Origin of the sequence: Sphingobacterium sp. R2, from assembly GCF_040760075.1 — a bacterium.
Lineage (GTDB): Bacteria > Bacteroidota > Bacteroidia > Sphingobacteriales > Sphingobacteriaceae > Sphingobacterium.
Map to the genome: position 1 here is coordinate 2376447 of NZ_CP142884.1, position 16078 is coordinate 2392524.

Below are 16078 nucleotides of genomic sequence, written 5' to 3' on the forward strand. Positions count from 1 at the left end.
ATGTTATTTTTGTGAAATAATGTTAAACTTCGAGAGACAAAATTAGTCAAAAAAGCAATAGAAAATATGTTAAATATCGTTATCTATTCAACAAATAATATTGACTCATTTTGATTCGTTTATAGTAGAGCAAATAATTATTCAATGAAATCAGATTTAAGAATTAGAAAATGGTGTAGCGTCATGTTGGCTACTTTGGGATTTTTTTTATTGAATTCTTTCAAATTAAACAATGGGCAGCCCGAGCCTCCGGAGTACCAAATAAGGACAATCGTAATTGATGCTGGCCATGGTGGTAAGGATACCGGTGCACAAGGAAGACGATCTTTGGAAAAAAATGTCGCTTTAGATGTGGCTTTAAAATTAGGAAAGCAGATTCAGAAAGATATTCCTGGTATTAAGATCATCTACACAAGGACGACCGATGAATTTGTGGAACTTTATAAACGTATACGTTTAGCGAATGCTAATAAAGCAGATTTATTTATATCAATCCACTGTAATTCCAGTGGTTCTAGTGCGCACGGTACCGAAACGTTGGTCTCCGGTTCACATCGTTTAGGCCAACAGGATGCTGCTGTTCGTGAAAATGCATCCTTATTATTGGAATCCAATTATAAAGAAAACTATCAGGGATTTGATCCCAAAGATCCCGAAAGTGCAATCATCTTCTCATTGATGAAAAATCGATTTCGCGAAAAAAGTATACGTCTTGCGCAAATGATAGAGGGGGAGTACGTGAAAGCTGGTCGATACAGTAGAGGCTTCTGGGAGAAAGGGTTAGCTGTACTTGCGGAAGCGGGTATGCCAGCGGTATTGACCGAGATTGGATTTATAAGTAATAGAGAAGAGGAAAGCTACTTATTGTCTGATGCGGGACAACAAGAGATTGTTGATAATCTGGTTTCTGCTATAAAAATCTATAAAAATTCCGTAGAACGCTAAACAGATTTGCTTTTGTGCTGTTTTAAACTTAAATTAATGATCATTACTAAATAGATTATTTGTGAAAATATCAAACGAGACGAAGGTCGGCATATTAGCAACGGTTGCAATAGTTTTATTATTTATTGGATATAGCTTTCTAAAAGGGAATGATGTTTTTAGTAGCGATAACACCTATTACACAACCTACGAGGCCGTTGATGGATTAACTCCATCCAAGCCTGTTTTAGTGAACGGGTATCAAATCGGACGTGTATCCAAGATGATTCTCCAACCTGATGGCAAAATTAAGACAGAATTTAAAATTCACTCTGATTACGCCGTGCCGAAAAACACAATTGCCAGAATTTCAAGTACAGATTTGCTGGGGAGTAAAGCGATTGTCTTTGAAATGGGCAACAGTAAGGAATTAGCAAAGGATGGTGATTTTTTAGCTTCAGGTGTCCAACCGAATATTATGGATAAGGTTGAGCCTATCCAAAAGAGGATCGAAACCATTACCATTAAACTAGATTCAACACTGTCCGTTGTGAATAATGTTTTAGATAAGGAGTTTCAGGACGACTTTAAAAGAAGCATTCATAGCATATCTACCTCATTGAAAAATGTGGAAGGAATCACAAAAGACGTAGAAGGCCTAGTTGGAAACGAAAAGGGAAGACTCAATCGCATCATGGCCAACATGGAATCAATTACATCCAACTTTTCACAAAATGGAGAGAAGATCAATGCGATTATGTCCAATTTAAATAATATCACAGACAAAGCCGCCCGATTGGATTTTGAACACACCATGAACAAAGTAAATACAGCCGTGAATGATTTTCAGGAGATTACCGGTAAGATTAACAACGGTAAGGGTTCTATTGGATTATTGCTTAATGATGAAGCTTTATATAATAATCTGAATAACGCTTCAAAAGAAATGGATTATCTGATGAAGGATGTTAAAGAGAATCCTGGAAAATATATTAAGCTTTCTATTTTTGGAAAAAAGGGTGAAAAGTAGCGTTTAGAAAACACAAATAATCTTATAGCGAAAGCCTGCATATTGCAGGCTTTTTTGTTTTCAAGAGGTTGACTTTTGGGATTGTAATTCGTCAACCCATTCAATGTCTTAAATTTGCTCCCCTGCATTGTGTGCTTGTAACCAATACCTTCTAGTTAGCAAGCTTATACCAAGTTTTACATTAGCACCGATTTAACTCCATTTTTACAGGGTGGTAACAAGGGGTTAATAGGGGTAAACCGCTGTAGCCCCCCTGTTAACCCCCTGTAAACCCCTGGATAATGATTAACTTGGTATGGATTTGTAACGCGGAGAATGAGAAGGTCAATTGAGTGGAAACAAAAACGCCACGCATGGCGTGGCGTTTTCGGTAACAACATTAAAACTTGATGGACGATTTCACCTTCCTACCTAAAGGGTTTCTTTCAGCCAGGTGAAAAATTCATTTTGCCAAACCTGCGCATTTTGCCCGGACAGTACCCAGTGATTTTCATCTGGAAGGTAGACTAGACGGCTCTTAATCTTTTTGAGCTGAGCCAATTGGAATGCCGCCAGCCCCTGTCCGATTGGAACACGGTAATCTCTTCCACCTTGAAAGATTAAAATCGGGGTGTGCCAATTATTTGCTTTTTCAATCGGATTGAACGCTGTGTAAGATTTCTCATTTTTGCTTTCCCAATATCCACCGCCCAATTCATGGTTAGCAAAGAATAGTTCTTCCGTGGTTCCATACCAACTTCTCATATCGAACAACCCATTGTGCGCAATAAACGTCTTGAAACGGTTTTGGTGTACGCCCGCTAATTGGTAAACCGAATAGCCACCATAGCTGGCTCCAATGGCCGCACGGCGTGCGGTATCTACGTAAGATTCTTTGGAAATGTCGTCTATGGCTGCTAAGTAATCCTGGATAGGTTGACCTCCCCAGTCTTGAGAAATAGCCTCATTCCATTTTACACCCCAACCAGGCATCCCTCTACGGTTTGGCGCAATCACAATATAACCTTGCGATGCAATTAACTGGAGGTTCCAGCGGAATGAATAAAATTGCGTGAGGGCAGATTGAGGGCCACCTTCACAATAAAGTATAGTTGGATATTTTTTTGCGGGGTTAAAGTTTGGTGGATAAATGACCCATGAAAACAAATCTGCTCCATCGGATGCCTTGGTGATACGTTTCTCAATTTTGTTTTCGCTAATCCTTGCATACTTAGCATCATTGACTCTGGTGACAGGAGTTAAGGACTTGCCTTTTAGGTCAAAACTAAAGATCTCGGTTGCGCGGGTGAATTTTGTGGAGCTGACGATCAATTTATCAGCTACCTGGCCTACAATGCCCGTGATATCAAAGTCGCCGGCTGAAATTTGATGGATCTTAGGTAAGGCTTTTGTTTTGATATTGGTAGGGACTTCAAGCTCAAATAATTGTACGGTGCCTTTCGTAGCAGCGGTGAAATAGATTTTTCGATTGTCATTGCTCCAAATAAAGCTATTGACTGTACCGTCCCAATGCGCTGTTAGGTTAAGACGGATGGAACTATTTTTGTCAAATAATATGATGTCATTTTTGTCCGATTCATACCCATCGGTCTTCATGCTTAGCCAAGTTAGGCTCTTTCCATCGGGAGAATATGTTGGGGAGGTATCATACCCATTCATTCCCTCAGTTAAGTTGGATGTTGTTCCAGTAGCGATGTCAAACCTGTAAATATCGGTGTTGGTACTAACGGCGTAATCTGTTCCGAATTTCTTTTTGCAGACATACAACACGGCCTTGCTATCTGGAGACCAAGTGAAATCTTCAGCGCCACCAAATGGCGCCTGCGGACTATAGAAGGGTTGGTCCTTCAACAGATCTACCGGCTCACCAACTTTACCATCCACAAAACTCGCTACAAAAGGATGACTGAACTTACCATCGTTGAAGGTGTCCCAATGTCTATAATCTAAGTTGTCATAGATATAAACGTCTGACTTCGGCAATTCGGGGTATTTATCCGTGCTGTGGTATTTTTTTACTAGAACGGACTGGCTGAAGAGTATTTGTTTTCCGTCGGGTGAAAACTTAACATTTTCCAATTGCATGTCACCAGACGTTAATTGGACTGCTTCTCCCATTGACAGATTTTTTTTCCAGAGTTGGCCTTTGGACAAGTAGATAACATCGCCATTTTTTTCGATTTGAACCACTGACTCACCACCTTTCTGATCGGTGAACTGATGAACGGCTCCATTGGTGAGTGAAACCGTATATAGATTTTTTTCACTTGAATTACTTTCCAAGCTATAATTGGAGACTCCATACACCAGTGTTTTACCATCTTTAGAAAGTCCTTCAGCCGAAACACGTCCAAGATCCCAAAGTGTGCTGGGAGTAATTGGTTGCGACGATTCCGATGTCAATTTATTATCTTTTTTTCCGTCTTTGCCTTCTTGTGCATTGCTTAGGTTGCAAGCCATAATTGCTATTGTAAGTATTGTAAGTTTTTTCATCTGTTTAAAAGTCTCTATGCCGCTGAAAAATTTCTTCGCAAGTTACAGAATTTGGCAATAATTGTGAGACGCAGTATAAAAATAGGATCTCTTTTTGATATCACTAGTCGGATGCCTGATTTATATTTTTTACGCAACATTTGCATCAATACCGCATAAAGATGACGTTGTTAGATATTCATACTGACCGATCTTATTCGCTATTTTGGTGCTTTCAATAATATCGTTTATTAATGAAAGCGGGGCAAGTAATAATAGTTCATGACTCAGCTGTTTAAGTTGATTTGAATATTTTTACTGTATAAGGCAACTTGGATCTCCGTTAATTGCCAGTGCAGAATTTCTTTAAATTCTAAACGGTGAAAGCTTTGGAGCGATCGGCCCTTCTGAAAGTGTCTTTTACAGTAACCGAAGTGTTCGGGGAATAAAGTACCGCCAATAAGAAGCATCGCAATAAGATACAAGCTGATCTTTCCATTACCCAGCAGAAGGAATTGCATGGCAATTTCATCCTGTATTTCTGTTCCGGTTTCAGTCAAGATATGAAAGACATCGTGATTTTCCAATTTGGGCATGACATCGAAACCCTTACTTTTATAGAAAAGTCCTAAGTTATGTCCAATGCTTCCAATTGGATAGTTCATGAAATCTGCTTTTGAGATTCCCCATGGTTTTTTGTTCCATTTGAAGATGTTCGCATACACTTTGGAGGACGAATTGTATAGGTATAACATGAGTTTTAATCTGATTTCTTTCATTTTTCTCTTTTTAAAAGTACTTTGTTTTTCAAAGTAAATCGGCAAAAAAATTATTTGTATTGTTGTTTTATTAAATTTTCTAGTGCAGCAAGGTGATTTTCAAATGCTTTTAGTCCTTTAGGAGTTCTTTTATATCGGGTATTTGGCTTACGTTCGACAAAGCTTTTCTCTACAACAATATATTCTTCCTTTTCCAACGTTTTCAGATTGGAGGCAAGGTTACCATCAGTTACCTCCAACAATTCTTTCAAAGAATTAAAATCGTATTCCTCATTTGCCGCGAGAACACTCATTATCTGGAGTCGCACTCTGTTTTCAAATATTTTGTCATATAGAGAAAGATCTAATTTCACGATTCGTATTTTTTGTAAACGATAAAACCATAGATGATGTGTAACACACCAAATCCCAATCCCCACAAAAGTAATCCTTTATCCGGAAAAACTAGTACGATCAAGCCAAGGCAGATTTCTATTATACCTAGTGCTTTCACTTCGGAAAAGGTATAAATACTCCCTGCAGTCAATGCCAGTCCATAAAATATAAGCAGCATAGCGGCAACCATCTGGTAGTACCCCTGGATAAAAAACAGTGCCGATACGAAGCCACCTGCAAGCAGTGGAATTGAAACTGTAAATAAAAGTGATTTACTTGTCATATTCCAAATGGACTGTTTACTTTTTCTAGCCTTTCTACGCGCCATAACACATCCAGTCACTAAGGATAAGAATAAAATGGTCAGCGCAATGATCAAAAGCACTTGGGATCTCTCCAAATTCTCGCTTCCGAATAGTTCGGCACCTTGAGGCTGATATATAATATAGTATCCTAATACAGTTCCCACGAGCGCATAGCAGCCCATAAGGACGCCCGATAATCCGCTTATTGAAACAAATTTGGATGATTTTTCCATTAATAATCTGATCTGCCCAAGCTCTTTATATAAATCTTTCTGTTCCATAAAAGTACTTTGATATTCAAAGTAAATGAATAATAATGAATTATGCAAGTGGTTAGCGGAATATTGGAAAAAAATAAAAAAAAGAGAAGAAAATACTTGCAGGATATACGTTTGGTTTCTATCTTTGTGGCATCAAAAGAAATCCTAATGCGGAAGTGGCGTAATTGGTAGCCGCACCAGACTTAGGATCTGGCGCCGCAAGGCGTGGGGGTTCGAGTCCCTTCTTCCGCACTTGATGTCCTCCCGAACTTAAAACCTCGGGAGGATTTTTTTATGAATGCGATATAGCTAAAAAGAGTATGAATATTTCACACGAGAATGTAGATGCAATCAATGCGGTAGTCAACGTCGCATTAGCACCTGAAGATTATAATCCTCAAGTCGACAAAGAGATTAAAGCGCAAGCTAAAAAAGCAAAATTGCCAGGGTTCCGTCCAGGTCAAGTTCCTGTTGGACATATCAGACGTACTTATGGTAAGTCTATTTTATTTGATGAGGTCAATAAATTAGTGAATGAAAAAATCACCAATTACATTACTGAAAATAAATTAGAAGTTTTAGGTCAGCCACTTCCTTTGGAAGATGATGCGCAGTACAGCTGGGATTATAAAGACAATTTCAACTTTAAATATGAAATTGGTCTTGCTCCGGCATTTGAATTGCCTTTCACTGCTGAGACTGAATTTACTTCTTACGAAATCAAAGCTGATGAAGAAACATTGGCAGATCGTATCAAGAACTTGCGTCGTAGCTATGGAAAAATGACTAATCCAGAAGTATCTGAAGAAGGTGATGTATTGTATGCAACATTGAAACAAGATAAAGAGGATGGCTTAGAGAAAACAACTTCTATACGTACTGATATTGTAGAAGATGCTAAGGTCAAAAAATCTTTGGTTGGTCTTAAAAAGGACGATGTCGTTAAGATTGATGTTAAGAAAGCATTTAAAACAGAAGATTTAGCACGGATATTAGGTATTACCGAAGAGGAAGCAACTGCTTTGGACGTCACTAAATTTGAGTTGACTGTTAAGAATATCAACCGTCTAGAGGAAGCTGATCTTAACCAAGAATTTTTCGATAAATTATTTACTGAAGGTGAAGTGACGGAAGAAGCTCAATTCACAGAAAAAGTGAGAGAAGAAGTCGAAAACTTATTCAAACAAAATTCTGATCAAAAGTTACGTAATGACATGTATACTTTTGGTATGGAAAAGGTTGATGTAGCGTTCCCTGAAGAGTTCTTAAAAAGATGGTTGAAAGCAACTAATCCAAGTATTTCTGAAGAAGAATTAAACGAAGGATTTGCCGATTTCTTAAACAACTTGAAATGGACGATCATTGAAAATCGTGTGGTTACGGAAAACGGTCTTGAAGTTAAATATGATGAGGTGATCAATTTAGCGAAAGAACGCATCTATGCGCAAATCAAGATGTATAACATCAATGAGGAGCCTTCTGATGAGCAGTTAAACCAATTTGCAATTCAATTATTGCAAGATCGCGAACAAGGTAATCGTTTGTTTGAAGAAGCTAAAGCTTTGAAGGTATTTGATCACTTGAAGGGTTTAGTTAAATTGAATCCGGAAGAAATCGAATACAAAGAATTCGAGAAATTATCCTAAGCGATTTTTAAATAAAAAAAAGTCCCTTCATTCTACTGAAGGGACTTTTTTTATTGTCTTCGCAGCGCGGCCGCAGCTTTTACAGTAGTTTTTATTGTTCAGATCATCCGCAAATCGCCTGAGTCGGCAGTTATATGGAGCTGAAATACAAAAGCGATGCTGTTGGAATCGACATGAATTCATGGAATAGGGACAATGCGGTTGGAATGGGAGTTGGGGCTGTTGGAATTGAAAGTGGTTGCTAGAGTTGGAAGAGACCTATTGAAATAGTCAAGTAATTGTACCGAAAGATTAATCGACCTTGCTTTTATTTGTTTCAGTAGGGGCTGTCGTAATCGTTTTCTTGCCAAATGGAAATAGCCGTTTTAAGAACTCGGAGAAGCTGTTGAATTCCTGTCTATACAGTAATCCAAAAGCGCTTATATACTCGCCATCGTTGGGGCTAAGAAGAAAATTCCGGGTGTTTAATCTATTTGAGGCCCGAAGGACTAAACGGCCATCTTTTCTTAAATAAAACATCGCTTCGGCATCGGTAGAAACCCGATCTGAAAAAACATTTAAATCCGTAAGGGCTTGACTTCTTCGATCCGAAATCCCCCCGGTCAAGACAAGTCTGTCATTAAATAAACGTAGCGAAGCGGAAGCATCATTTAAAGATTTGATATTAATATCAAAGAAGTTGATGTTAAGCGATTGGGCTATGATGTTGTTGATTTGGTTGAATGCTAATTCAGTTCCCGCAGATAGCAAAGTGTTGTTCACTTCTTTACCGAAGTCAGTTTGTGTACCGGGTGTAAAACTCCTTCGCACGATCAGACTGAGTGCTTGTTGATTGACATTGTTAGCATCCGAAAAATAACCTTGCAGCTCATCCTTTACGCCGGGATTCTGCGGAAAATTGATGTCGAAGGTAATCTCAGGCTGACTTAATTGACCTTTTAAGATCATATCGGCCTGTGCCAATACGCGTTCGGGATTTTCTTCACGTCCGGCTGCATTATAAAGCGGTGCTAAGCTCGTTCTTTGTTGATAGATGGCGTTGATATTGATATTGGCTTCTGTAGGATTTCCAGCCCATCGCACGGTTCCACCCTCTTTGAGATCAAAGATCTTATTGATATAATCTTGGGCGGTGAAATTAAATTTTCCACTGTTGATGATAAAATCACCAAACATTTCAAAATCTCCCAAAGAGGATATTCGCATATTAAGATTGCTATTTCCCCGACCCGATAATTCGCCCATACTGGAGAATAAATTGATCTCTGCATTAGGGTTTATTAGGAGATCCATATTCATGGTCAGACCGTTGAAATCTCGTTTTTTTGTGGTTTTCTTGATTTTTGTGGAGTCTTTCTCGATAAAGTAAATAAAGTCGGTATCTGATATGGTGCTCGCGTTGTTGAAAGGGATATTGATAACAGTATTTTCTTCGGATTTAGCACGGATGTTGATATTCATTGCTGAGGTAAGTCCCTTAAACTTGAAATTGCCCGAGGCGTAAGCCGTTCCGTAGTAGATGTCGTTGTCTTTAATTGTGGTATTTAATACTAAAAAATTCTTGGCTTCTGCAGTAATATCGATATCAGGGTCACTTAATTTGTTGAGGTCGACAACCCCATCAATGGTCGCTACATTGTTTTTTGGATCATATACTTTTAATCCTTTTAGAAAGATTCGATTGTTATTAAGCTCAATTTTATCAGAAAGCCGATAGGGGGTTTTGAGATAATTGATAATCATCGAAGCATTTTCCAATTTGCCGTCGCCTGTAATTTTGGGGTTTAGAATGTCACCTTCAATAGTAAGATCTGCGTTCACTTTTCCCTGGATATTGGATACTAAACTTCGTAAAAATGGCTGGAAAATAAATACATCTGTATTTGCTAGTTTGGCCTTAAGATTAAGCTTATTATTTTCATTTAAGTGATTATAAGAACCTTGTAGCTGAATCAATTTATTACCTTCTTCAATCTTGCTATCCAATTTCACGTGTTGATTTTCGGGGTCATAATTAGCACTAAGCGCCAGTGAACCGATGGGAATATTGTTATAAAGAATAGGAGAAGTCTTTATATTGGCTACCACAAAGGGAGATTTAAACACAGCATTAACTTCGATATTTCCATTCATATTCCCAGAGAGATTGATGCCGTAAGGCTTGGTTATACCATTTAACGAAGTGAGGTTAAAGTCCTGGAATTTAAGATTGATCTGATCACTTTCTTCATTGGAAAGTATACCGTCAATGTGGACCTTTTGGTTATCATGACTTAGCGTTAGTTTTTCAAAGTACCATTTTCCTTTCGATATTTTCAGCTGTGCATCTTTATTGACTAGCCAGCTCTCTCTATTGATCAAGATATTCGACGGATAGAAATTGATATAGGCAGGTTTGGCATGAGCAAAACGGATGACTCCATTCAGATCTAGACTGTTGCTTGCCTCTAGTTCCGACATTTTGATGTTGAATTGTAAACTATCGTTTGCCAGCGTGTTTGAAATATTGATGTTTTTAATATATGTACTGTCGGTAAAGTTAATTCGATCAATGGAGGTCTGCAGTTCCATATTTCTCAAATTGGCATTTTGATCGATAATCAGGTGAGTGAGTCGGATACCATTGTATTTTAATTCAGGTGCGTAAAAATTAAAATTAGCCGTTTGTTTTTCACTTTCAAATTTGGCGTTCAATGTTGCACCGCTGTCCAGCGCGATATCTTTTTTAAAGAACGTTGCGATAGGCTTGAAATAAGTAATATTAATATTGAGGTCAAAGTCTTGACGGGTAAACATATCCTTCTCAAAACCAATAGCCGGGGCATAGCGCATCGCTAAAGCTTTAAAATAAGGAACTATCGTATTAAGATCTATTCTTCCTTTGAGGTCGATATGTCCGATAGCCGACTGCAAGGTTAACGATCGGGCATTTTCATCTCCTTCTGCTAGAAAGTTTATGTTCCGTATAACAAATTGCCCCTTCGAAGAGGTGAAGCTTACACTGTCTGATTTAAACTCACCGGTAATGTTATTGATATTATCCCCAATTAGGCTGGTATGGAATTTTGTGTTCGTAATGTTGATGGAATCTCCCTGAAAGAAATTGATTTTTTTTAGATTAGCTTGCTGAATATCAGCATCTAGATGATAATTGGGGGTGGCGGACCAGTCAATATCTGTTGTAAACTGTAATTTTAAATTTGGATCGGATATTTTTCCGGAGCCAAGGAACAGTTGTTTGGCTGCATTTCCTTCAATCTGTACATCTTGGTAACTGTAATTTTTGAAGTTGAAATTTGTCAGATTTCCCTTTATTTTTAATGCGAGCTTTTTTGGTTCGGTGCCTGTTCCGTCTACTTGTAGATTGAACCCTGTTGTTCCTAAATCTTTTACTTTTGTAATCGCTCCGATATCGATTTTTTTCGATTGGAAGCTACCTGCATATCTAGTTTCTTTCTGGATATCCAGCAATCCATCTGCCTTAACATCACCAATATCGGTTGTGAAAATTCCCTTTGTTTTAAATTTATTGTACAGTCCATGTAGACTTCCTTTGAAAGAAAATCTATTGAAAAGCTGAACAATTTCCGGGAGTTTAAAGTTTTTTAGATTTCCTAAATCGGCAATAACCCGATTTAAGTCTTGATATTCGGATGAAATTGCTACCTGTGGAATGATGAAATCTGTTTTATCGATGTCAGGGAGCCCAATAATTTGTAGATCACCTGTTAAACTCGTTTTCTTACCAATTGTTAAATCGACTTGTGAAGCGTTGATGGAAGATACAGTTCCTTCTAGATTTGCACGTTTTATATTAACGTCAAATTTGACCTGGTGCATGGGGGAGGAAAAGAAAGCAATATCCTCAGAGTGAATACGGGAGTCCCGTGCACGTAGTTTTACCTGAACTTTGTTGATGAAGTCCGAAAAATCGTCAAAGCTGTTGTAGCTAAGTTTGACATAATTCTTGAATGTAGAACGGTTGGTTGCCAACATCAGTTCACTGAGTTCAATAGCCGTATTGCTTATCGTCGTACGTGCAAGAAGACCTTTAATAACCAATCCTTTCTTTTCATGCAGGTTAAATGTCTTAATATCTGCTGAAAATTGATTGGAATCCATTTTAATATTATCAAGATGAGCGTTTAATTTAGATATTCCTAAATCTCCAAAATCAACCACTTTATTGTAATGCTTACGTTTGTGGTCAATGTAGTCGAACGCATTGTTTTTGATAATAACTTCTTTGATCGCAAAGATGAGTTTTTTTGAACTTTTCTTTTTTTCTTTTTTTGGTGGGTTGAAATATCGAATTAAAAATGAAATATTACTGCTGTCCTGAAATTGTTCGAAGGAAGCTTCAGTGTCTTCAATGGTTAATTTATTGATTACAATCTTGTTCGACTCAATGAACTCAGAAAGGTTGACATTAGCTTCTAGCTTGCCTGAATGTATTATTTTTTTTCCTTGCGGACTATAGAGTTGAAAATCTTCTACTACAATAGATTTGAAGGGCTTAAAATAGATGCTCTTGAGACTTATTTTGGTATTTAGTTCCTTTGATAAATAGTCTACAGCTGTTTGTGCAACATAGTTTTGTACGGGCTTCAATTGCAGGGACAATGCCAATGCAAGCAGTATAATGACTATACTACCCAGGACTATTGACACTATTTTAATTATTTTTTTGATACTTTTGTATTAAAATTTATTACCTCCAGCTATGGCTATTATTTTAGGGATCGAGTCCTCTTGTGATGAAACCTCCGCTTCTATCTGTATAAACGGTGAAATCCGCTCAAATGTTATCGCCACTCAGGCAATCCACGCAAAATATGGTGGAGTAGTTCCCGAGTTGGCCTCTCGCGCTCATCAACAAAATATTATTCCAACAGTGGACGAAGCCATTCGCCAAGCAAAAGTAAGCAAAAATCAAATAGATGCAGTGAGTTTTACACGTGGGCCGGGATTATTAGGTGCACTTTTGGTAGGAACGTCTTTTGCTAAGTCATTTGCACTAGCGCAAAATATTCCCTTAATTGATATAAACCATATGCAGGCGCATATTTTAGCTCATTTTATTGAAGATCCGAAGCCAAACTTTCCTTTTTTATGTCTTACAGTTTCCGGTGGTCATACACAAATTGTATTGGTGAAAGATTATTTTGAAATGGAACTTTTGGGGGAGACGTTGGATGACGCAGCGGGGGAGGCTTTTGATAAGACAGCTAAAATCTTAAATCTTCCTTATCCGGGTGGACCGCTCATCGATAAATATGCTAAAGATGGAAATCCGAACGCTTATAGGCTTCCTGAACCACAGATCCCTGGTTTAAATTTTAGTTTTTCAGGATTGAAAACCGCAATACTCTATTTGGTTCAAGACCAATTGAAGCTGAATCCAGATTTTCTGACAGACAATATAGCCGACTTGTGTGCCAGTGTACAATCGCGTATTGTATCTATTCTGTTGAATAAATTAAAGAAAGCGGCAAAGGAAATTGGTGTAAAGGATATCGCTATCGCAGGTGGCGTTTCGGCTAATTCTGGTCTCCGACACAGCTTGATTGAAATGGGTGAAAAATACAATTGGAGGGTCTTCATACCAAAATTTGAATACTGTACGGATAATGCAGCGATGATTGCCATTGCGGGCTATCATAAATTTCTAAAGAAAGATTTTGTGGGTCAGGACGTCGCTCCTATGGCTAGGATGCACCTGTAGCAACTATTGAAATTTTGAGTTTCCCCGAGCACTGTCCTTTCGTACTGGGGAAACTTAAAATTCTTTATTTTATAAAGGGGAACTATATCCATAGGCTTGTGCCGCCGAAGTAAATACGTTTTTCTTAGGCTGGTAGAAATTCAGTTCATAACCTTCGGCTCCCCAAAAGATACTGATAAAACCAATTCCTTGCTTAGAGCGCAATACTGTTAGTATTTGAAAAGCCTCGTTATCAAACTGACCGCCGTCATCAACACGCCAAGTGCTGATATCATCGTATAAAGCCGGGAAATCCAAATTGATCAGCTGTCCATCCTTTGCGTAGGAAAATACAGCTAAAGCAGAGTCTTGTTGATTTTCAAACACGGTAAGGTTAAACTCGGACTCGTCGCTAAGGGTGGCAACAGTTGTACTTTTGTTAATCTTTCTGTTGTATTTTTTTTCAAGTTGCTCCCTAATATTTGGGGAAGTTTCTCTTTGAACTTGTGTAAACTTCTCGATCTTATACTGATCTATAAAAGCTTTGTTGACAAGCATACCAAATTCGCCGAATTTAATTGCAGCGCTAATTTTAAATAATGAACCTTCACTATTTGCAAAGTTCTGTGCGGTCTGTCTACCGTTGCTCTCCTTACTATCTGTTTTATTTTGAACAAACTCAAGGGGGCTGACTTGGTTTTCTACGATAACATAATTATATTTTTCGGGACTTTCCATTGCCTGATCCATCGGAAGAGCGATAAGTGAGTCCCTTTGCTGGTTTAAAAAACCAAAATAGGGTGAAATTCTTTTTTCCGTATTTTCATGCTTAACTGCAGTCTTGGATTGATGTTGATTGTTGCCACAAGCATATAATGTAAGTAGAAAAATAGCTAAAAAAAATGACTTCATAAGCATCTATATTTTTTTTGTGAAATATAAGGCTTTCGCGCATCATAATGAAAAGATTTAAACTTTAATGTTATGATGAACTCTAAATTGAATATCTACCGCAAAGAATGGCTGGACGTTATTTTTGCTGGTCGTAACAAAATGTATGGTGCTTACGAGTTGCGAAATCTCTCTGATAAAGCAACAAATGTAGGTTTAGGAATTGTTGTTTCTTTTGCAGTTTTGCTGATAGGAGGATCCTATGCCTATAATACATATTTTAAGCAAACTGTTCCAGCCGTGATTTATACGGTAAAAGATATCGGACCCGACATGCTGGAAGAAATTCAAAAGAAGGTAGAGGAAAAAGAGGAGGTTCCTGAAGAACCGGTCACGATGCAGGAGAAAGCCCCGCAGCAGGTTGCCCAAGATGTATCCAAATTTGATCTGGTGAGAATGCCTGATATAAAAGTGGCCAAAGCCAATCAAGTTACGGAAGAACTTGTGCGTCAGGATGAGCTGAAGAATCCCAATACAATGACTTCAAGGATTACATTGAAAGCAAGTCCATCAGGAACGTACATTGCGCGCGGTGAATTTGGTTCTTCGAAAAGAGATGGTGATATTACTGGCTCCGGGATTGGTTCGGTATCCGGCGGTGGAACCAATGGTGATGCTAACAATACATTTACATCGGTGGAGATTATGCCAATACCTATAGGAGGGTTACCCGCGTTTATGAAATGGATTGCCGAGAATTATAGCTTTCCGCAAGAGGCTTTAGATCAGGGCGTATCTGGTATTATAGAGGTTTCTTTTGTCGTTGAGAAAGATGGGTCATTAACAGATATTGTTGTCAAACGTGACATGAAATTTGGTACTGGGGAGGCTGCTATAAACTTATTGAAGAAGGCGAAAAAATGGAAGCCTGGAGTACAGAATGGACTTAAAGTACGTGTGGCGTATACGCTACCGATCCGTTTAAGTGCTGTAAGCCAATAAGCTTTTCTTAACTTTATTTAACAAATCATCAATTAAACTTTTGATAGCCAATATCGCTCTTACTAATAAATAAGTCGAAAAAGAGTACTTGTTAAAAAAATGATTGTTGGTTTTAAAAAAAATAAAGAAATGAAAAAATTGATGTTAAGTTTGGCTCTATCTGGATTGATGTTAGCCGGTTTCGCTCAAGAAAAAAAAGATGTTAAACCAGAATTAAAAGAAATGCAAACTTCATTGCATAAACATAGAGGTGGAAGGATGCAAGATGGTTTTAAAAATAAAACTCCTGAGGAAGTAGCTAAGATGAAAACTGATCGCATGGATCAGAAGCTAAAATTTACGGATAAACAGCGTAAAGATATCTATGCCTTTAATTTGAAGCAAGCACAGGATCATCAGAAAATGGCCGCTGAACGGAAGGAACATCGTGCAAAAATGAGAAAGCAACGTTTGGCGGAGCATGAAAAAATGATGGGAATGTTAACCCCAGAGCAGCAAAAAACGTTAAAAGATTCTTATGCTGAAAATCGAAAAATGCACAAAGAGCATTGGAAAAAAGACAGACAGCTCAAAAGAAAAGACTTTAAAAAAGGAGAAGTGAATAAAACAAATGACGCCGATGTAAAAGCATCATAAACATTAAAAAAGGTTAGTTTTCATATTAAATATTGGTGAGTGTTAGTAGAGGAG

At 38.0% G+C, this 16078-nt stretch carries 12 protein-coding genes and 1 tRNA gene; 7 read left to right on the forward strand and 6 right to left on the reverse strand.

The window, feature by feature from the left end; translation table 11 throughout:
* Nucleotides 1-144: 144 nt before the first annotated feature.
* Both VXM68_RS09935 and VXM68_RS09940 read left to right on the forward strand, forming a co-directional pair.
* Complete coding sequence (locus tag VXM68_RS09935) at nt 145-945, forward strand: N-acetylmuramoyl-L-alanine amidase (RefSeq protein ID WP_293955801.1); 801 nt, start codon at nt 145-147, stop codon at nt 943-945.
* 61 nt (nt 946-1006) lie between these two features.
* Nucleotides 1007-1954 carry an MlaD family protein gene (locus VXM68_RS09940; protein ID WP_294185712.1) on the forward strand — a complete coding sequence of 316 codons (948 nt, stop codon included), beginning with the start codon at nt 1007-1009 and terminating at the stop codon, nt 1952-1954.
* A 411-nt stretch (nt 1955-2365) separates the two neighbouring features.
* Here VXM68_RS09940 and VXM68_RS09945 read toward each other — a convergent pair whose 3' ends face one another.
* The 4 genes from VXM68_RS09945 to VXM68_RS09960 all read right to left on the reverse strand — a co-directional run bounded on the left by VXM68_RS09945 (nt 2366) and on the right by VXM68_RS09960 (nt 6166).
* Nucleotides 2366-4447, reverse strand: coding sequence for a prolyl oligopeptidase family serine peptidase (locus VXM68_RS09945; RefSeq protein ID WP_367211160.1), 2082 nt, complete (start codon nt 4445-4447; stop codon nt 2366-2368).
* Between the two features lie 266 nt (nt 4448-4713).
* The gene (locus VXM68_RS09950; protein ID WP_367211161.1) at nt 4714-5205 is read right to left on the reverse strand and encodes a hypothetical protein; all 492 of its coding nucleotides are present in this window, start codon (nt 5203-5205) and stop codon (nt 4714-4716) included.
* A gap of 50 nt (nt 5206-5255) precedes the next feature.
* On the reverse strand, nt 5256-5558 hold the full coding sequence (locus VXM68_RS09955; RefSeq protein WP_293955797.1) for a transcriptional regulator: 303 nt from the start codon (nt 5556-5558) through the stop codon (nt 5256-5258).
* A complete protein-coding gene (locus VXM68_RS09960; protein WP_367211162.1) occupies nt 5555-6166 on the reverse strand; it encodes a hypothetical protein in 612 nt (203 codons plus the stop codon). Before VXM68_RS09960 ends, VXM68_RS09955 begins: the two co-directional genes overlap by 4 nt.
* Before the next feature lie 149 nt (nt 6167-6315).
* On the opposite strand from VXM68_RS09960, the gene VXM68_RS09965 reads away from it, so the two are divergent.
* Together VXM68_RS09965 and VXM68_RS09970 are read left to right on the forward strand one after the other, a co-directional pair.
* Nucleotides 6316-6397, forward strand: a tRNA-Leu gene (locus VXM68_RS09965).
* Between the two features lie 68 nt (nt 6398-6465).
* The gene (locus VXM68_RS09970) at nt 6466-7791 is read left to right on the forward strand and encodes a trigger factor (RefSeq protein WP_293955795.1); all 1326 of its coding nucleotides are present in this window, start codon (nt 6466-6468) and stop codon (nt 7789-7791) included.
* A gap of 291 nt (nt 7792-8082) precedes the next feature.
* Here VXM68_RS09970 and VXM68_RS09975 read toward each other — a convergent pair whose 3' ends face one another.
* On the reverse strand, nt 8083-12462 hold the full coding sequence (locus tag VXM68_RS09975; RefSeq protein ID WP_367211163.1) for a translocation/assembly module TamB domain-containing protein: 4380 nt from the start codon (nt 12460-12462) through the stop codon (nt 8083-8085).
* 52 nt (nt 12463-12514) lie between these two features.
* Between VXM68_RS09975 and tsaD the strand changes: the two genes are divergently transcribed.
* Nucleotides 12515-13516: a tRNA (adenosine(37)-N6)-threonylcarbamoyltransferase complex transferase subunit TsaD gene (tsaD, locus tag VXM68_RS09980; RefSeq protein WP_367211164.1), complete on the forward strand. Its 1002-nt coding sequence runs from the start codon at nt 12515-12517 to the stop codon at nt 13514-13516.
* A gap of 69 nt (nt 13517-13585) precedes the next feature.
* On the opposite strand, the gene VXM68_RS09985 is transcribed toward tsaD, so the two are convergent.
* Nucleotides 13586-14407 (reverse strand): hypothetical protein, encoded by an 822-nt coding sequence (locus VXM68_RS09985; protein ID WP_367211165.1) that lies wholly within the window; start codon nt 14405-14407, stop codon nt 13586-13588.
* 72 nt (nt 14408-14479) lie between these two features.
* Between VXM68_RS09985 and VXM68_RS09990 the strand changes: the two genes are divergently transcribed.
* Entirely contained in the window at nt 14480-15388 is a 909-nt protein-coding gene (locus tag VXM68_RS09990) for an energy transducer TonB (protein ID WP_367211166.1), read from the forward strand.
* 99 nt (nt 15389-15487) lie between these two features.
* On the forward strand, nt 15488-16024 hold the full coding sequence (locus VXM68_RS09995) for a hypothetical protein (RefSeq protein WP_294185722.1): 537 nt from the start codon (nt 15488-15490) through the stop codon (nt 16022-16024).
* The last annotated feature ends 54 nt before the right edge of the window (nt 16025-16078 follow it).